Genomic DNA, 17,496 nt, shown 5'->3' on the forward strand with positions numbered 1-17,496 from the left:
GTCTCGGGCCGACTGCTCGCCGAGATCGCCGGCCGTCTCCCCAACGCGCCCGTCCGCGTGGCCACCGAGGAGTCGCGCATCCAGGTCAGTTGCGGCTCAGCGAGCTTCACCCTCCTCTCGATGCCCGTCGAGGAATACCCGTCGATCCCCGAGATCGGTGCCGAGTCCGGCGTGGTGCCGGCCGAGGAGTTCGCGTCGGCAGTCGCGCAGGTCGCCGTCGCCGCATCCCGCGACGACGTCACCCCGGTCATCACCGGCGTGCAGCTCGAGGTCCGCGAGAACAACATCAGCCTCGTCGCCACCGACCGCTACCGCGTCGCCGTTCGCGAGATCGACTGGGACGGCGGCAACGTCGGCGGCAGCGAGGACGCGGTGACCGCGCTGGTTCCTGCCCGAACCCTGCAGGAGGTCGGCAAGACCTTCGGGCACTCGGGCACGATCTCGGTCGCGATCACGAGCCGCGACGACCGAGAACTCATCGCGTTCAGCGCCGAGAAGAAGACCGTCACCTCGCTGCTGATCAAGGGCAACTTCCCGCCCGTGCGCCGGTTGTTCCCCGAGACGGTCGACAACTACGCGGTGATGAACACCGCCGACCTCATCGAGGCGACCCGTCGTGTCGCGCTGGTGCTCGAGCGCGAGGCCGCACTTCGCTACAGCTTCTCGGCCGATGGGCTCACGCTCGAGGCGATCGGCAGCGAGCAGGCCCAGGCGTCCGAGACGATCGACGCGATCCTGACGGGCGACGACACGGTGGTCTCGCTGAAGCCGCAGTTCCTCCTCGACGGCCTCGGCGCCGTGCACTCGGAGTTCGTGCGCATCTCGTTCACCAAGACCGAGAACCCCAACAAGCCGGGCCCCGTGCTGATCACGAGCCAGACCTCGCGCGAGCAGGCCGGCGCCGACACCTACCGCTACCTGCTGCAGCCGAACCTCCTGCTGCGCTGAGTCCGGCGGCCCAGTCCGATCGCTCGACCCGGTGCGACCCCGGCTCGCCGTCGGTGGCGCGGGGTAGCGTTGGTTCGTTCGGATTCGAAGGGAGCCCCGCGTGCACGTCGCCCGCCTCTCCCTCACCGACTACCGCAACTACGAGCGCGCCGAACTCGTGCTCGGGCCGGGCGCGACGGTCCTCGTGGGCCGCAACGGCCAGGGCAAGACCAATCTCGTCGAGTCGATCGGCTACCTGTCGACGCTCGGGTCGCATCGGGTCTCGAGCGACCAGCCGCTGATCCGAGCCGGGGCGGATGCCGCAATCGTGCGGGCGCTGCTCGCGCATGGCGAGCGGGAGCTGCTCATCGAGTTGCAGCTCAATCGGCAGGGCGCCAATCGCGCCCAGCTCAACCGTTCGCCGGTGAAGACCCGCGAGCTCCCCCGGTATGCGCACAGCGTGCTGTTCGCTCCCGAGGACCTCGCGATCGTCCGCGGTGAGCCCTCGGTGCGCCGCCGCATGCTCGACGAGCTGCTCGTGCAGCGCACCCCGCGCCTCGCCGGCGTGATGGCCGACTACGAGCGCGTGCTCAAGCAGCGCAACTCGCTCCTCAAGAGCGCCAGGGCGCGCGGCCTCTCCGCCGACCGGCTGCCGACCCTCGACATCTGGGACGAACGCCTCGTCGACCTCGGGGCCGAACTCATCGACCAGCGCCTCACCCTCATCGACGAGCTGGCCGGTCCGCTCGCCGCCGCCTACCACTCGATCGTCGACGCCGACCACGCCCCCTCGCTGCAGCCGTCGCTGTCGATCGACGGTGCCGATCCCGACGACGACGTGCCCGCGGCATCCGCTGCGGCATCGGCTTCAGCGCTCACCGACGACGACGTGCCCGCGGCATCCGACACCCGATCGCGGTTCGCGGCCGCGCTGGGCGTGCTGCGCTCGAAGGAGCTCGAGCGCGGCATCACCCTCGCGGGTCCGCACCGCGACGACGTGCTGCTGCTGCTCAACGGGCTGCCGGCCAAGGGATATGCGAGCCACGGCGAATCGTGGTCGTTCGCGCTCGCCCTGCGCCTCGCCTCCGCCGAGCTGCTGCGCCGGGACTCGTCCACCGGCGATCCCGTGCTCGTGCTCGACGACGTGTTCGCCGAACTCGACCGGCTGCGCCGGCAGCGGCTGGCCGAGGCGATCGTCGGCTTCGAGCAGGTGCTCGTCACCGCTGCGGTGCTCGAGGACGTGCCCGAGCCGCTCACGGCGCGCATCGTGCACATCGAGGCCGGGCGCATCGTCGAATCCGCCGGCATCGTGGAATCCGAGGCGACGACGGATGTCTGACGCGTCCCGCTCCGAGGCCGCCCGGGTCTACCAGCACTTCCGCGAGATCTTCGGCGACCACCGGCCGCGACCCGGCCGGGCGCGGGCCCGAACCCGCGAGGTCTCCGGCAGCGAGCCGTTCACGCCCGGTCGCGACCCCAAGCCGCTCGCGGCGGCGATCGACGGACTCACGACGCAGCTCGGATGGTCGGCGCCGCTCTCGCAGCACGAGGTGCTCGCCTCATGGGCCGAGGTCGCGGGCGACGAGATCGCGAAGCACTCCGACGCCATCGCCATCGAGGGCGGGGTGCTGCAGGTGCGCTGCGAGTCCACGGCGTGGGCCACGCAGCTCCGTCTGATGCGCACCGACCTGGTCACGCGCATCCTCGACAGGTACCCCGGAGCGGGCGTCGAGACGATCCGCTTCCAAGGGCCGGATGCCCCCACCTGGAAAAGGGGTCCCAGATCGGTTCCAGGGCGTGGTCCACGCGATACCTACGGCTGACACGGCAAATTCGGTCACTTCGCCTGTCTGATCGCCTCAGATCGGCGCTTCCGGGTCGGTGAGCACCCTCCGTTTGATAGGATGAAGGGTCGCCAGAATGACGGTCAGGAGCCCGATTCACACATGACAGCCGAACCCACGAAGGCCGAGCAGTCACCGGCATACGGTGCTGATGAGATCCAGGTACTCGAGGGCCTCGAAGCGGTTCGCAAGCGGCCGGGTATGTACATCGGCTCGACGGGTCCCCGAGGCCTGCACCATCTCGTCTCCGAGATCGTCGACAACTCGGTCGACGAAGCGCTTGCGGGCCACGCCACGACCATCGACGTCACGATCCTGGCCGACGGCGGCGTTCGTGTCATCGACGACGGCCGCGGCATCCCGGTCGACGTCCACAAGACCGAGGGCCGTTCCACGGTCGAGGTCGTCCACACGGTGCTGCACGCCGGCGGCAAGTTCGGCGGCGGCGGGTACGCGGTCTCGGGCGGACTGCACGGCGTCGGGGCATCCGTCGTCAATGCGCTCTCGACCAAGTTCGACGTGGCGGTGCGCCGGCAGGGCCACGTGTGGCGCCAGTCCTTCACCGTCGGCGTGCCCGACGCCCCGCTCTCGAAGGACGAGCCGAGCGACGAGACCGGCACCATGACGACGTTCTGGCCGAGCCCCGACATCTTCGAGACCGTCGAGTTCGACTACGAGACGCTGCGCGCGCGCTTCCAGCAGATGGCGTTCCTCAACAAGGGCCTGCGCATCACGCTGACCGACGAGCGCGTGGGCCACGTCGACATCGACCCCGACGACACGGCGGCGACCGAGGCCGAGCCCGCGGCGCCGCGGACCGACACGTTCCTCTACGAGCGCGGCCTGGTCGACTACGTCGAGTACCTGAACCGCTCGAAGAAGTCCGACCTCGTGAACGAGGAGATCATCTCGTTCGAGACCGAGGACACCGAGCGCAAGATCGCGCTCGAGGTCGCGATGCAGTGGACGACGGCGTACACGGAGTCGGTGCACACCTACGCGAACACGATCAACACCCACGAGGGCGGCACGCACGAGGAGGGGTTCCGGGCGGCGCTCACCACGCTCATCAACCGCTACGCGCGTGAGAAGGGCATCCTCAAGGAGAAGGACGACAACCTCTCCGGCGACGACGTGCGCGAAGGCCTCACGGCGGTCATCTCCGTGAAGCTCTCCGAGCCGCAGTTCGAGGGCCAGACCAAGACGAAGCTCGGCAACACCGAGGCGAAGTCGTTCGTGCAGAAGGTCACCGGCGACCAGCTCACCGACTGGTTCGAGCGCAATCCCGGCCCGGCCCGCGACATCATCCGCAAGGCCATCCAGGCCGCGACCGCGCGCCTCGCGGCTCGCAAGGCCCGTGAGGCCACACGCCGTAAGGGGCTGCTCGAGTCGGGCGGCATGCCCGGCAAGCTGAAGGACTGCTCGTCGAAGGACCCCTCGGTCTCCGAGATCTTCATCGTCGAGGGCGACTCGGCCGGCGGCTCCGCCGTGCAGGGGCGCAACCCCGAGACGCAGGCGATCCTGCCGCTGCGCGGCAAGATCCTCAACGTCGAGAAGGCGCGCCTCGACCGGGCACTTGCGAACAACGAGGTGCAGGCCATGATCACGGCGTTCGGCGCCGGCATCGGCGAGGACTTCAACCCCGAGAAGGCCAGGTATCACAAGATCGTGCTCATGGCCGATGCCGACGTCGACGGCCAGCACATCACGACGCTGCTGCTCACGCTGGTGTTCCGCTACATGCGCCCGCTCATCGAGCTCGGCTACGTGTATCTCGCGCAGCCGCCGCTCTACCGCCTCAAGTGGACCAACGCCGAGCACCAGTTCGTCTACTCCGACAAGGAGCGCGATGCGCTGCTCGCCGACGGCACGGCGAAGGGATGGCGCATCCCCAAGGACAACGGCATCCAGCGCTACAAGGGTCTCGGCGAGATGAACCACCAGGAGCTCTGGGAGACCACGATGAATCCCGAGACCCGCACCCTGCTCCAGGTGACCATGGACGATGCGGCCGCCGCCGACGAGATCTTCTCGACCCTGATGGGCGAGGACGTCGAGAGCCGCCGCAACTTCATCCAGAAGAACGCGAAGGACGTGCGCTTCCTTGACATCTGACACCGTGAACCCCGGCACCGACGCGAACGACGAGGGCCCCGGCATCCACGGCCGGATCGACCAGGTCGACCTGCAGCTCGAGATGCAGCGGTCGTACCTCGACTACGCGATGAGCGTGATCGTCGGGCGTGCGCTGCCCGACGTGCGCGACGGCCTGAAGCCCGTGCACCGCCGCGTGATCTACGCGATGTACGACGGCGGATACCGGCCCGACAAGTCGTTCTCGAAGTGCGCCCGCGTGGTCGGCGACGTGATGGGGCAGTTCCACCCGCACGGTGACACCGCGATCTACGACGCCCTCGTGCGCCTCGTGCAGCCGTGGAGCCTGCGGTACCCGCTCGCGCTCGGCCAGGGCAACTTCGGCTCGCCGGGCAACGACGGCGCGGCCGCCCCCCGGTACACCGAGACGAAGATGGCCCCGCTCGCGCTCGAGATGGTGCGCGACATCGACGAGGATACCGTCGACTTCCAGGACAACTACGACGGTCACACGCAGGAGCCGTCGATCCTGCCCTCGCGGTTCCCGAACCTCCTCGTCAACGGGTCCGTCGGCATCGCCGTCGGCATGGCGACGAACATCCCGCCGCACAACCTGCGCGAAGTGGCATCCGGCGCCCAGTGGTACCTCGACCACCCCGAGGCCACCCGCGAGGAGTTGCAGGAAGCGCTCATGCAGCGCATCAAGGGGCCCGACTTCCCGACCGGCGCGCAGATCCTCGGCGTCAAGGGCATCACCGACGCGTACCGCACCGGCCGCGGGTCGATCACCATGCGTGCGGTCGTCTCGGTCGAGGAGCTGCAGGGCCGCACCTGCCTCGTCGTCACCGAGCTGCCGTACCAGGTGAACCCCGACAACCTGGCGATCAAGATCGCCGACCTGGTGAAGGACGGCAAGATCGGCGGCATCGCCGACATCCGCGACGAGACCTCGGGCCGCACCGGCCAGCGCCTCGTGATCGTGCTGAAGCGCGACGCGGTCGCGAAGGTCGTGCTGAACAACCTCTACAAGCACACGCAACTGCAGGACAACTTCGGCGCGAACATGCTCGCCATCGTCGACGGCGTGCCCCGCACGCTCTCGATCGACGGCTTCATCGCGCACTGGGTCGACCACCAGATCGACGTGATCGTGCGTCGCACTCAGTTTCGGCTACGCCGGGCCGAGGCGCGCATGCACATCCTGCGCGGCTACCTCAAGGCGCTCGACGCACTCGATGAGGTCATTGCGCTCATCCGCCGATCGCCCACCGTCGAGGAGGCGCGCGACGGCCTGATCGAGCTGCTCGACATCGACGAGCTGCAGGCACGCGCGATCCTCGAGCTGCAGCTCCGCCGGCTCGCGGCCCTCGAGCGGCAGAAGATCATCGAGGAGGCCGAGGAGCTCGAGGCCGAGATCACGGACTACCGCGAGATCATCGCCTCGCCGGCACGTCAGCGCACGATCGTCTCCGACGAGCTCGCCGAGATCGTCGACAAGTTCGGCGACGAGCGGCGCACGCACATCATGCCCGGCTACGACGGAGACATGTCCGTCGAAGACCTCATTCCCGAAGAGGAGATGGTCGTCACCGTCACCCGCGGCGGCTACGTGAAGCGCACCCGCAGCGACAACTACCGTTCGCAGCACCGGGGCGGCAAGGGCGTCAAGGGCGCGCAGCTGCGCGCCGACGACGTGGTGGAGCACTTCTTCGTGACCACCACGCACCACTGGCTCCTCTTCTTCACGAACATGGGCCGCGTCTACCGCGCGAAGGCGTACGAGATCGCCGAGGGCGGTCGCGACGCGAAGGGCCAGCACGTCGCGAACCTGCTCGAGATGCAGCCCGACGAGCAGATCGCCGAGATCCTCGACATCCGCGACTACGAGGTGGCGAAGTACCTGGTGCTCGCCACCCACGACGGGCTCGTCAAGAAGACCGAGCTCACCGCCTACGACACCAACCGCTCACGCGGCGTCATCGCGATCAACCTGCGCGAGGGCGACGAGCTCGTCTCGGCGATGCTCGCAGACGAGCACGACGAGATCCTGCTCGTGTCGAAGAAGGGCATGTCGCTCCGGTTCGAGGCGACCGACGAGGCGCTGCGGCCCATGGGCCGCTCGACGTCGGGCGTGAAGGGCATGAGCTTCCGCAATGGGGACAGCCTGCTCGAGGCATCCGTCGTCGCCCACTCGAATGGGGACGTCGACGTCGAGGCTGCCGAAACGGGCGTCGATGACGCCGGCCAGAAGCTCAGTCCGTCCGACACGTACGTGTTCGTGGTGACCGAGGGCGGCTACGCCAAACGAACCCGCGTCGAGGACTACCGCAAGCAGCAGCGCGGCGGACTCGGCATCAAGGTCGCCAAGCTGAGCGACGATCGTGGCGATCTCGCCGGCGCGCTCATCGCCTCCCGGGCCGACGAGGTGCTGGTGGTTCTTGCCAGCGGCAAGGTGGTACGCTCTGACGTCGCCGAGGTTCCCGCCAAGGGCAGGGACACGATGGGCGTCGTGTTCGCGAAGTTCGCGGATGACGACCGGATCATCGCCATCGCGAAGAATTCCGAACGGAATCTCGTGGAGGAGGCCGCAGAGTCCGAAGCGGCCGAGCCCGCGGGAGAGGAGTAACCGTCTATGAGTAGCGTCGCCGAGAAGCTGGCCCGCAAGTCCAACCGCCGGCCCCCGGCAAAGCAGGTGCGCCTGCGCCTGGTCTACATCGACTTCTGGTCGGCGGTGAAGCTCTCGTTCCTCGTGGCCGTGTGCTTTGCGGTGATCAGCATCGTCGTGACGTTCCTCATCCACACGGTGCTGAGCTCCACGGGCATCTTCGAGCAGGTCAACTCGCTGGTGCAGGATGTCGCGGGCTCGAGCGGCGACCTCACGTCGGTGCTCTCGCTCGGCAACGTCATGGGCTTCGCGGTCGTCGCGGCCCTGCTCAACCTCGTCGTGACCACCGCGCTCGGAGCGATCATCGCGGTGCTCTACAACCTCAGCGTCAAGATCACCGGCGGCCTGCTCGTCGGCTTCACCAACAACTGACGCCGGGGTTCGGCTCGATTCGGAGATTCCTGCAGCGTCAGGTAGTCTTTCCTTCGGCCGAAATTCGGGGATATAGCTCAGGCGGTTAGAGCGCTTCGCTGATAACGAAGAGGTCCGAGGTTCAAGTCCTCGTATCCCCACTCCGATAATTCCAAAGCCGCGGATGTCACGGCATCCGCTCCGGGGCCTTAGCTCAGTTGGTAGAGCGCCTGCTTTGCAAGCAGGATGTCAGGAGTTCGAATCTCCTAGGCTCCACAGTATTCATGGCGTTTCCGCCCTTGCTCGCGGAGATCCGTCCGGTCGTTCGGTCGAGATTCACATGTGATGGTGCTACTGATGAAGAACTTCATTGGTTGGACCACGCGACATGAACTCCGCCGAACCTTCCCCCGCACCGGGTCGAGCCCGATTCTCGCGGGTGGCCGCAGCCTCGGCGCTCGCGCTGGCGGCAGGTGCGATCGGGATCGTCGGGGGGCAGGCCGGCACCCCGACAGGCGCGCCTGACGCCCATGGCGCCGGAACCCCTGCGGCTCCGATCGCCACGGCGAAACCCGAGGTGGTCGTCGTGCACGGCGGGATACCTGCGGCTCCCGACACCACGGCCACCCCCGAGGTCGTCGCCGTGTGGGCCAGGGCCGACGAGGGCTGGATCCTCGTCTACGACGACGGACGGGTGCTCTCCCACCCTGAGGTCGGCCCCGTCTTCGAACGCCGCCTGAGCCCGCGCGGACTGAACCTCGTTCGCAGCGGGACGGTCGAGCCGCGGGACCTCCAGCTCTACCTGAGCATCAGCGTGCCGACGGAGGCGTGGGCGGATCCCATCCCCGAGACATTCCGGCCCGACCGCTACGCGGTGTGCAAGCTCGATGCGGACGCCAGTCCTGAAGACGCAGGCGCGCTCGGGGACGTGGGGTCGATCTGGCGTCGGCTTCCCTCGCAGATGCAGGCGCTCCTCCGTGCAGGTCGGGTACTGAGCTTCGCGGTCGACCCGGTCGAGGGCCGCAGCGTCTTCCTCGGGCAGGAGGGCCATCACCTCGTGCGCGGCCCCGGGCGGGCGTGTTTCGTGCTGAGCCCCGGCCAGGCCCGCGCCGCCTGGGCGCTCACCGAACCGTTGGGCAGCTCCGGCGAGGAAGTCGGCGAACTGCGGTCCACCGAGACCAGCATCGCCGAACCGATCGGGGTCGCCGACTCGGACTTCCTGTTCCTGGCCGTCCCACTACTGCCCCACGGCGGCTGGATCGTGTGGGGCCACTGACGCCGCCCACGACCCGACGGGCCGCTCGGTGCCGCGGGTACAGTGTCGGGATGGACATCCGCATCGCCGCGTATGGCGTGATCATCCGCGACGGGCAGATCCTGCTGTCGCACTGGAACGAGCACGGGCGATCCGGCTGGACGCTGCCCGGGGGCGGCGTCGAGGGCGCAGAGCATCCCGTCGCCGCGGCGAAGCGCGAGATCTTCGAGGAAACCGGGTATGAGGCATCCGTCGACCGGCTGCTCGGCATCGACACCATGGTGGTGCCTGCCGCCAGGCGGCACTCGGGCACCGACCCGCTCTACGCCATGCGCATCGTCTACCGCGCCAGCGTGCTCGGCGGCGCGCTCCGCAACGAGGTCGGCGGATCGAGCGATGAGGCGCGCTGGTTCCCCGTCGCCGAGGTGCCGCAGTTGCACCGGGTGAGCCTGCTCGACATCGGACTGCGGCTCAACGCGGCCGAACCTGCCGACGGGGTGGCACCGCAGGCCGAGGGCTGACGGGGAACGCCGCCCCGGCTTGGCGCAGGTCGGCGTCGACAACGCAGCGGCCTGTGCCGCCGATGCGCTCTCGACGCCGACCTGTGCAGCCGAGGCCCCCGCGGAAGTTCTCCCCGAGACGAGGTCGCCCCGCGGGGGGCTCGGTGATTCCGCCACCCATGATCAGGCGAGCGGGGTGGCGAGGGTGACCAGACGGTACTGGTCCTGGTGTGCACGCTCGGCGGCCCGAGCGGTGTGACGGTGCAGGTGCACCGCGTCGTGCGCGCGGCGCTCATCCTGTCGGCGGGTCCACGCGAGCAGCGCGAGACCGGCACGGCGGGCGAGGCGCTCGTGCAGTTGGCGTGCCTGGGCACGCAGTTCGGTGGCTTGGCCCTGGCGAGCCGAACCGGCGGTGAGAGAACTCGTGTTCACGGTGTTTCCTTCGATGTGTGGTGGTGCGGGTGATGGAGCCCGTCCGGCACGGTGCCGGACGAGTGAGCGGTCCGTCGGTGGTGCGGTGGTGCGGTGGTGCCGGCGGGCTCGCGGACGGACCGGCGCGAGCGACGCACGTCGATGACTCCGGGCACGCGAGAGCGCGATGGCGGAGTGGGGCGGTGAGCGATCGGGAAGTCCGATGCGGGTGGCGGCCGTTGCGGCGGCGATCGAACGATCGCGAGGCGACGGATGCCGCGGCACAGATGCCGCGCGGTCACGCCGTGGAGGGCGCGGAGCCGGTCAGGCGCGGAGGCGCGTGACGACGGGGCGAACTAGCAGGCCGGCTGCGTGAGGAGGACTCCCGTGCGCCGCGCCGTGAAGATGGGCTGCTGTGACTGCATCATGGGTATCAACTCCTCTCGGTTTCTGCGTGTGTCTGACCGAGAGTTGAGACTAGCGGGGAATTCAGGCCGGACGCAAGGCGATTTCCCAGATTCGTCGGAAATCAGTGCTGGCACGGACGGGAGAGGGGTGCCTGCACCCGTCGTACGCGGCATCCGGGGGCATGACGAAGGCCCCGCCTGCGAACACAGGCGGGGCCTTCGGACATCAGATCTGATCGACAGCGGCTCAGATCGCCGGAGTGGTCGACGCGCTCGTCGACGGCGTGGGCTCGTCGTCGGCGACCCACAGCTCATCGTCTGCGCGGAAGGTCTGCCAGACGGCGTACGCGACGCCGGCGGCGGCGATGATGCCCGCACCGATCGCCAGGTAGGTACCGACCCCAGCGCCCTTCTTCTCCTTGACGACGGCAGCGGCCCTCGGCGAGATGCGCTCGACGGCACGACGCACGCGCGCGTCGTTGGCGATGTCGCCGATCGAGAGCACCGAGCCGAGCGCGTTGCCCAGCGTGCGCTCGGCAGAGCTGCCGGCGACGCGCACGTAGCCCTTGGCCTGCTCCACCCCCGGACGCACATAGCTCTCGTAGCCGGTGCGCACACGCGGGACGAACTCCTCGCGCGTCAGATGGCCGAGCTGACGCTTGGCCTCCTGTGCGACGTCATTGGCGCGCTCCAGCACATCCTGCTGGACCCCCCAAAGTTCCTCCGCACTGCTGCGCAGCCGCTTGAGTTCCTTCCGGCGCTTGCGTGACAGGCTCATCTCGACCTCCATCGTTGTGCAGCGAACCCCTCCATCTTGCCACCGAAACGGCTGGAAACGGGGTGGGAGTCGGAATCCTTCATGCCGCTTGACGAATCCACGCGTGACAGAATAAGGGCATGCCGATTCCCACCGCAGTCGCGACCCTCAACACCAACCTCGGACCCATCAAGGTCGACCTGTACGGGCACCAGGCCCCGAAGACCGTCAAGAACTTCGTCGGCCTCGCGACCGGCGAGATCGAATGGACCCACCCCGCCACCGGCGAGAAGTCGAACGACCCGCTGTACGACGGCGTCGTCTTCCACCGCATCATCCCCGGCTTCATGATCCAGGGCGGCGACCCGCTCGGCCACGGCGTCGGCGGACCCGGCTACCAGTTCGACGACGAGATCAACTCCGAGCTCGACTTCACCGAGCCCTACGTGCTCGCTATGGCCAATGCCGGCATCCAGGGCGGGCGTGGCACCAACGGCTCGCAGTTCTTCATCACCGTCGGTCCCACCACCTGGCTGCAGGGCAAGCACTCCATCTTCGGCAAGGTGACGGATGCCGCGAGCCAGGCCGTCGTCGACAAGCTGGCCTCGGTGCCCACCGACGGTCGTGACCGCCCCCTCGACGACGTCGTCATCGAGAGCATCACGATCGAGCAGGCCTGACGCTCCGGTGAGTGAGGCGGGCGCCGATCGCACGAACTTCTGCTACCGGCATCCCGACCGGCAGAGCTACATCCTCTGCCAGCGGTGCGGGCGCACCATCTGCCCCGAGTGCCAGACGCAGGCGCCCGTCGGAGTGATCTGCCCCGAGTGCATGCGGGAGCAGCGGGCGACCGCGCCACGCACGAAGCCGGCTGCGTGGACGCGCGTGCGCTCCGCAGCCGGGCGAGGCGCCCCGGTGGTGACGTATTCCCTCATCGGCATCACCGCGCTGGTGTACCTGCTGCAGTGGATCCCCGGACTCGGCGTGACCAACGCGCTGTTCTTCAGCCCGGTGTTCATGACCGAGGTGCTGCCCGAGCCTTGGCGCGCGATCACGTCGGTGTTCCTGCACTCGACCTCGTTGTTCGTGCACATCCTCCTGAACATGTACACGCTGTGGATCTTCGGGCGGCTGCTCGAGCCGATGCTCGGGCGCATCCGGTTCCTGGCGCTCTACCTCATCAGCGGCCTCGCCGGTTCGATCGGGGTGGTCGTCTTCGCCGCGCCCACCACTCAGGTGCTCGGGGCATCCGGCGCCATCTTCGGGCTCATGGGCGCGTTCGTGGTCATCCAGCGCCGCCTCGGCGGCAACATGACGCAGCTCTACGTCCTGCTGGCGATCAACCTGGCCATCGGGTTCATCCCGGGCGCCAACATCTCGTGGCAGGCGCACCTCGGGGGACTGATCGGTGGGGCGCTCGTGGGACTGATCCTCCTCGAGACCCGGAGCCGGTCGCGACGCGGCCTGCAGATCGGCCTGCTCATCGGCCTCGCGGTCGTGCTCTACGTCATCGGCACGGTCGTGGCGCGGTGGAAGATCGGTGCGTTCTAGTTATCCACAGCCGCGTCCACAGCTGGGGAGAATTACACGGCTGTAGTTGACGCCAATACAGGGGACACGAGCACATTCAGGGGTGTGCATAACCTGTGGAGAACACGCAGAGAGCGGGCGGATGCCGCAGCATCCGCCCGCTCTCAGTGCTCGTGAGTCAGCGCCAGCGCGTCGTCATCAGGAATCCGACGAATGCGATGCCGAAACCGATGAGGATGTTCCACGAACCGAGGTCGGCGATGGGCAGCCGGCCCTGGCTCACGTAGAAGACGATGATCCAGGCGAGCCCGAGCAGCATGAAGCCGAACATGACGGGCTTGAACCAGACGGGGTTGGGGGCTTCTTCGCCGGTCGCCTGCTCCGCGCGCGCGGGCTTCGATGATTTGGTACGTGCCATGCGGGCGATTCTATCCGAGCCGGACCGGTACTCCCAGCCGAGGCCGGTCGGCGACGAATAGAATCGACCTCATGTCCGCCGAACAGCCGCCGCGCCACGCGTCACGTGGGTCCGCCCGCGCAGCGCGTCCCCGCCGCGTGAGCGTCGTCGGCGTCCTCGGTGAACTGCTCCTCACCGCCGGTGCGCTGATCCTGCTCTTCCTCGGCTGGCAGTTGTGGTGGAACGACGCGATCATGGCGGGGCAGCAGTCGGCCGCGGCATCCGACCTCGGTGCGGAGTGGCTCGAAGAGGGCAAGGCGGCCCGTGGCGACGCGCCGGCGCCCGACCCCGCGACGTATGGCGACCCGGTGGTCGGTCCGGCCACCTACGGCGACGGTGAGGCGTTCGCGGTGATGTACGTGCCGCGCTTCGGTGGGGACTCGCAGCGTCGAGTCGCAGAGGGCACCGGCCTGAACGTGCTGAACAGCACCGAGCTGGGCATCGGACACTACCCCGGCACGCAGATGCCGGGCCAGGTGGGCAACTTCGCGATCGCGTCGCACCGCAGCGCCTACGGCGGCGGCATGCACGAGATCGAGCAGCTGCAGCTGGGCGACGCGATCTACATCCAGACCGCTGACGGCTGGTACACCTACCGCTTCCGCGACTTCGAGTACGTCACGCCCTCGACCGTCGACGTGCTGGCGCCCGTGCCGCACCATCCCGACCTGCAGCCGACCGACCGCGTCGTGACCCTCACCAGCTGCAACCCGCTCTACTCCACGGCAGAGCGCATCATCGCCTACGGCGTGCTCGAATCCTGGCAGCCGAGCACCGCCGGCCCGCCGGCCGAGATCGCCGACGTCGTCGCCACCTGGGGGTCCTGAGCCATGTACGGTGCGCTGTGGCGCGTGCTTCCCGGACCGGTGTGGGTGCGGGTCCTCCTCGCGCTCATCCTGCTCGTCGCCGTCGTCTTCGTGCTCTTCACCTGGGTCTTCCCCTGGGTCGACGGCATCATCAACCCGATTCAAGTCACGGTGGACACATGACCCGAGTACTCGTCGTCGACAACTACGACAGCTTCGTCTACACGCTGAACGGCTACCTGCAGGAGCTCGGCGCCGAGACCGAGGTGGTGCGCAACGACGACATCGCCGTGGCCGACGTGCCTGCGCGCATCGCGGAGTACGACGCGGTGCTCATCTCGCCCGGGCCGGGCAAGCCGTCGGACGCCGGCGTCTCGATCCCGGTCGTGAACGCGGCGCTCGCGTCGGGTCAGCCCATCCTCGGCGTGTGCCTCGGACACCAGGCGATCGCGGAGGCGTTCGGTGCGACGGTCACCAACGCCGAGGAGCTCATGCACGGCAAGACGTCGCGCATCACGCACGACGACAGCGACTTCTACGACGGGGTGCCGCAGCCGTTCACGGCGACGCGCTACCACTCGCTGGCGGTCGTCGACGGCACGGTGCCGAACGACCTCGTCATCACCAGCCGCACGCAGGGCGGCGTGATCATGGGACTCCGTCACGAGACCGCGCCGATCTTCGGGGTGCAGTTCCACCCCGAGTCGGTGCTCACCGAGGGCGGCTACCGCATGCTCGGCAATTGGCTGGCCGTCGCCGGACTGCCGACGGCACGCGAGCGCGCCGAGCACCTCAACCCGCTGATGCGGGCGAACTGATCCGGCTCGACCGCGTGCGTCAGCCCGCGCAGTAGGTCCGGCTCGACCGCGTGGGTCAGCCCGCGCAGTAGGTGAGCTCGACCGACGACTTCTGCGGCACGTCTCCGGGCGCCAGCGACTGCTGCGTGACCGGCGACCCGGGCTGCGACTTGCACGCGGCGTCGGGCTTGGGCACCGGCGTGAGCTGCAGGTTCTCGGCGGACAGGTACGACGACGCAGCCGAGAGCGTCTGGCCGGTGAGGTCGGTGAGCGTCACGAGCCCGCTGGAGATGCGGAAGTCGACCGACGACCCCGACTCCGCCGACGTGCCGGCCTCGGGTGTCGTGCCGAGCACCGTGTCGGCAGGGACCGTCGGGGAGTTCTCGCGGGTCTCGGTGCCGGGCGCGAGCCCGGCAGCCTGCACGTCGGCCTTCGCCTGATCGAGCGGCTTGTTGCGCACATCGGGAACCGTCACCGGTTCCTTGCCAGTCGACACGTACACGGTGACGGCGGTGCCGGTGTCGACGATCTCACCGTTCGGCGGATCCGTGCGGATGACCTGGTCGGCCGGCACCGAATCGCTCGACTCGTCGATGCGCGTCGCCGGCAGGCCGAGTTCTTGGAGTTGCTGCACCGCCTGCTCGTAGGTGCTGCCGGTGAGCACCGGGATCTCGCGGGCGTTCGAGGGCAGGTCGTCGGTCGGCTGGAGGTTGAACGCCCAGTACATGACGGCCACCACGATCACGATCACGCCGATGATGCCCGACCAGATCCAGATCGCCGGGGGACGCCGCTGGGTGCGGGTCATCGTCTCGTCCTCGGTGAGCTGGCGCAGGGCGAGCTCCGAGCTGGAGAGCGATCCGGTGGGTGCGCCGAAGAGCATGGTCGCCTCGTCGGGCTGGCGGTGCACCGGAACCCGGCCGGATGCCGCGGTGTCGACGTCGGCGCGGAACTCGGCGGCGCTCTGGTAGCGCTGCTCCCGGTTCTTCGCGAGGGCGTGCAGCACGACCGCGTCGAGCGCCGGCGAGACCTTGGGGTTGATGACGCTCGGCTTGACCGGACGTTCGCTCACGTGCTGGTAGGCCACTGCGACCGGGGTGTCGCCCCGGAACGGCGGACGACCCGTGAGCATCTCGAAGAGCACCACACCGGTCGAGTAGAGGTCGGTGCGGGCATCGACGGTCTCGCCCTTGGCCTGCTCGGGCGAGAAGTACGACGCCGTGCCGAGGATCGCCGTGGTCTGCGCGACGGTGGTCGCCGAATCGGACACTGCTCGAGCGATGCCGAAGTCCATCACCTTCACCTGGCCGGTGGTGGTGATCATGATGTTGCCCGGCTTGATGTCGCGGTGCACCACGCCGGCTCGATGCGAGTACTCGAGCGCGGTGAGCACGCCGTCGATGACGCGCACGGCCGCCACGGGCTCGAGCGGACCGTCGTGGATGATGTCCTTGAGGAGTCGGCCCTCGACGTACTCCATCACGATGAACGGCAACTGCACCTCGTGCCCGCGGCCGTCGATCACGGTCTCCTCGCCCGCGTCGAACACGCGCACGATGGTCGGGTGCGCCATGCGCGCAGCGGACTGCGCCTCCTGGCGGAACCGCATGCGGAAGGCCGGATCGGTGGCGAGTTGCGGCTTCAGCAGCTTGATGGCGACCTGGCGGCCGAGCCGGGTGTCGGTTCCGACGTGGACGTCGGACATGCCGCCGCGACCGATGAGCGCGCCGACGCGGTAGCGCCCCGCGAGCACGCGTCCTTCATCGCTCACCGTGCAGCTCCGTCCTCGTGTCTCGTGGCCCGTCAGTATGGAATGTCGACGCTATTCGATGTCGACCGTGAGGGCCGGGGAGAACGGCGAATCGAGCTGGCCGCAGAAGTAGCGATAGGTCACGTCGAACGAGCCGCCGGGGGTGTTGTTGACGTTGACCTGGGCACTCGTGGTGCCCGGGCCGAAGACCGGGTTGTTCGGCACCGTGGCGTCACCGGTGACCGAGACCTCGTAGCCGCTGAGCGTCTGGCCGGCCGGGCATGACTGGGCGGTCCAGCTCACCGTGATCTGGCCGACGTTGGGCTTCACCGGATTGCTCGCGGTCGTGGTCGGCGCAGCCGTCGGCGCGCTCGGAGCGACCGGGTCCGTGAGGTACGTCAGCGTGATGGTTGTGCCGGGCTGCACGGGGCCGCTCGGGTTGACCTCGGAGACGGTGTTCGCGAGTCCGGGCTCGGTCGCTGCGGCGCCCGCCTCACGCACGACGGGCAGGCCGAGCGCCTCGATCTGCGCGGCCGCATCGTCGACGTTCATGCCGATGTAGGAGTTGCGGTCGATCTGGATCGTCTGGGGAGCCTCGCTCGTGGGCGGTGCGCTCGTCGGCGCCTTCGTGGGCGTCGAGCTCGTGGTCGGTCGCGCCGAAGTGGATGCGGGATCCTTGCCGCCGCCGCCGTCGTCGTTGTTCATCGCGAGGGCGATGATCGTGCCGATCAGGACGATCGCGAGGATCGCGATGAGCACGATCAGCGGCCAGGTCCACGGGCTGCGCTTCTTCTTCGCGGGCTCGTCGACGACGACCTCGCTGTCGACCGCAAAACGATCGCCGCGGACGGGCAGCTGGCCGCGCTGGTCGCAGGCGTACAGGTCCCCCGCATCCCGAAGCGGGACGAGGGAACTGGTCAGGCGTAGCTGAGGGTCGCCCTCATC

The 17,496-nt window shown here is 68.6% G+C and carries 18 protein-coding genes and 2 tRNA genes; 15 read left to right on the plus strand and 5 right to left on the minus strand.

Features of this window, described 5'->3' with window-relative positions; all coding sequences use genetic code 11:
* The 10 genes from dnaN to GH736_RS06130 all read left to right on the plus strand — a co-directional run.
* Positions 1-948 (plus strand): DNA polymerase III subunit beta (dnaN, locus tag GH736_RS06085; RefSeq protein ID WP_159601214.1); only part of this gene is annotated, 948 nt, incomplete at its 5' end.
* 100 nt (positions 949-1,048) lie between these two features.
* Positions 1,049-2,266, plus strand: coding sequence for a DNA replication/repair protein RecF (gene recF, locus GH736_RS06090; RefSeq protein WP_159601216.1), 1,218 nt, complete (start codon positions 1,049-1,051; stop codon positions 2,264-2,266).
* A complete protein-coding gene (locus tag GH736_RS06095) occupies positions 2,259-2,750 on the plus strand; it encodes a DUF721 domain-containing protein (protein ID WP_159601218.1) in 492 nt (163 codons plus the stop codon). Before recF ends, GH736_RS06095 begins: the two co-directional genes overlap by 8 nt.
* A 123-nt stretch (positions 2,751-2,873) precedes the next feature.
* Positions 2,874-4,886: a DNA topoisomerase (ATP-hydrolyzing) subunit B gene (gyrB, locus tag GH736_RS06100; protein WP_159601220.1), complete on the plus strand. Its 2,013-nt coding sequence runs from the start codon at positions 2,874-2,876 to the stop codon at positions 4,884-4,886.
* Positions 4,887-4,968: 82 nt separating this feature from the next.
* Entirely contained in the window at positions 4,969-7,491 is a 2,523-nt protein-coding gene (gyrA, locus tag GH736_RS06105) for a DNA gyrase subunit A (RefSeq protein ID WP_407922328.1), read from the plus strand.
* A 6-nt stretch (positions 7,492-7,497) separates the two neighbouring features.
* Positions 7,498-7,902: a DUF3566 domain-containing protein gene (locus GH736_RS06110; protein WP_159601224.1), complete on the plus strand. Its 405-nt coding sequence runs from the start codon at positions 7,498-7,500 to the stop codon at positions 7,900-7,902.
* Positions 7,903-7,968: 66 nt separating this feature from the next.
* Positions 7,969-8,042: transfer RNA gene (locus GH736_RS06115), tRNA-Ile, on the plus strand.
* A 42-nt stretch (positions 8,043-8,084) separates the two neighbouring features.
* A tRNA-Ala gene (locus GH736_RS06120) sits at positions 8,085-8,157 on the plus strand.
* 163 nt (positions 8,158-8,320) lie between these two features.
* A complete protein-coding gene (locus tag GH736_RS06125) occupies positions 8,321-9,157 on the plus strand; it encodes a hypothetical protein (protein WP_159601226.1) in 837 nt (278 codons plus the stop codon).
* Between the two features lie 50 nt (positions 9,158-9,207).
* Positions 9,208-9,657: an NUDIX hydrolase gene (locus GH736_RS06130; RefSeq protein ID WP_159601228.1), complete on the plus strand. Its 450-nt coding sequence runs from the start codon at positions 9,208-9,210 to the stop codon at positions 9,655-9,657.
* Between the two features lie 162 nt (positions 9,658-9,819).
* Here GH736_RS06130 and GH736_RS06135 read toward each other — a convergent pair whose 3' ends face one another.
* Both GH736_RS06135 and GH736_RS06140 read right to left on the minus strand, forming a co-directional pair.
* Positions 9,820-10,068, minus strand: coding sequence for a hypothetical protein (locus GH736_RS06135; protein ID WP_159601230.1), 249 nt, complete (start codon positions 10,066-10,068; stop codon positions 9,820-9,822).
* 633 nt (positions 10,069-10,701) lie between these two features.
* Positions 10,702-11,232: a hypothetical protein gene (locus GH736_RS06140; RefSeq protein WP_159601232.1), complete on the minus strand. Its 531-nt coding sequence runs from the start codon at positions 11,230-11,232 to the stop codon at positions 10,702-10,704.
* A 119-nt stretch (positions 11,233-11,351) separates the two neighbouring features.
* Between GH736_RS06140 and GH736_RS06145 the strand changes: the two genes are divergently transcribed.
* Together GH736_RS06145 and GH736_RS06150 are read left to right on the plus strand one after the other, a co-directional pair.
* Positions 11,352-11,891, plus strand: coding sequence for a peptidylprolyl isomerase (locus GH736_RS06145; RefSeq protein ID WP_159601234.1), 540 nt, complete (start codon positions 11,352-11,354; stop codon positions 11,889-11,891).
* A gap of 7 nt (positions 11,892-11,898) precedes the next feature.
* Complete coding sequence (locus GH736_RS06150; protein ID WP_235933855.1) at positions 11,899-12,762, plus strand: rhomboid family intramembrane serine protease; 864 nt, start codon at positions 11,899-11,901, stop codon at positions 12,760-12,762.
* A gap of 157 nt (positions 12,763-12,919) precedes the next feature.
* Here GH736_RS06150 and GH736_RS06155 read toward each other — a convergent pair whose 3' ends face one another.
* Positions 12,920-13,159: a cell division protein CrgA gene (locus tag GH736_RS06155; protein ID WP_159601238.1), complete on the minus strand. Its 240-nt coding sequence runs from the start codon at positions 13,157-13,159 to the stop codon at positions 12,920-12,922.
* A gap of 71 nt (positions 13,160-13,230) precedes the next feature.
* Between GH736_RS06155 and GH736_RS06160 the strand changes: the two genes are divergently transcribed.
* Genes GH736_RS06160 through GH736_RS06165 form a run of 3 tightly spaced genes read left to right on the plus strand, consistent with a single transcriptional unit; the run spans position 13,231 to position 14,822 of the window.
* Positions 13,231-14,025 carry a class E sortase gene (locus GH736_RS06160; protein WP_159601240.1) on the plus strand — a complete coding sequence of 265 codons (795 nt, stop codon included), beginning with the start codon at positions 13,231-13,233 and terminating at the stop codon, positions 14,023-14,025.
* A 3-nt stretch (positions 14,026-14,028) separates the two neighbouring features.
* Positions 14,029-14,187, plus strand: coding sequence for a hypothetical protein (locus tag GH736_RS24460; RefSeq protein WP_203230661.1), 159 nt, complete (start codon positions 14,029-14,031; stop codon positions 14,185-14,187).
* On the plus strand, positions 14,184-14,822 hold the full coding sequence (locus GH736_RS06165; RefSeq protein ID WP_159601242.1) for an anthranilate synthase component II: 639 nt from the start codon (positions 14,184-14,186) through the stop codon (positions 14,820-14,822). Before GH736_RS24460 ends, GH736_RS06165 begins: the two co-directional genes overlap by 4 nt.
* 55 nt (positions 14,823-14,877) lie before the next feature.
* On the opposite strand, the gene pknB is transcribed toward GH736_RS06165, so the two are convergent.
* A complete protein-coding gene (gene pknB, locus GH736_RS06170; protein ID WP_159601244.1) occupies positions 14,878-16,572 on the minus strand; it encodes a Stk1 family PASTA domain-containing Ser/Thr kinase in 1,695 nt (564 codons plus the stop codon).
* Between the two features lie 51 nt (positions 16,573-16,623).
* Positions 16,624-17,496 (minus strand): PASTA domain-containing protein (locus GH736_RS06175; protein ID WP_159601246.1); only part of this gene is annotated, 873 nt, incomplete at its 5' end.

This window comes from Agromyces humi (assembly GCF_009720255.1).
GTDB classification, from domain to species: domain Bacteria; phylum Actinomycetota; class Actinomycetes; order Actinomycetales; family Microbacteriaceae; genus Agromyces; species Agromyces humi.

Coding starts and splice junctions, on each gene's coding strand:
- GH736_RS06160 (WP_159601240.1), top strand. CDS start 13,231: ATGTCCGCCGAACAGCCGCCGCGCCACGCGTCACGTGGGTCCGCCCGC.
- GH736_RS06165 (WP_159601242.1), top strand. CDS start 14,184: ATGACCCGAGTACTCGTCGTCGACAACTACGACAGCTTCGTCTACACG.
- GH736_RS06130 (WP_159601228.1), top strand. CDS start 9,208: ATGGACATCCGCATCGCCGCGTATGGCGTGATCATCCGCGACGGGCAG.
- gyrB (WP_159601220.1), top strand. CDS start 2,874: ATGACAGCCGAACCCACGAAGGCCGAGCAGTCACCGGCATACGGTGCT.
- GH736_RS24460 (WP_203230661.1), top strand. CDS start 14,029: ATGTACGGTGCGCTGTGGCGCGTGCTTCCCGGACCGGTGTGGGTGCGG.
- gyrA (WP_407922328.1), top strand. CDS start 4,969: ATGCAGCGGTCGTACCTCGACTACGCGATGAGCGTGATCGTCGGGCGT.
- GH736_RS06110 (WP_159601224.1), top strand. CDS start 7,498: ATGAGTAGCGTCGCCGAGAAGCTGGCCCGCAAGTCCAACCGCCGGCCC.
- GH736_RS06145 (WP_159601234.1), top strand. CDS start 11,352: ATGCCGATTCCCACCGCAGTCGCGACCCTCAACACCAACCTCGGACCC.
- GH736_RS06155 (WP_159601238.1), bottom strand. CDS start 13,159: ATGGCACGTACCAAATCATCGAAGCCCGCGCGCGCGGAGCAGGCGACC.
- GH736_RS06095 (WP_159601218.1), top strand. CDS start 2,259: ATGTCTGACGCGTCCCGCTCCGAGGCCGCCCGGGTCTACCAGCACTTC.
- GH736_RS06140 (WP_159601232.1), bottom strand. CDS start 11,232: ATGAGCCTGTCACGCAAGCGCCGGAAGGAACTCAAGCGGCTGCGCAGC.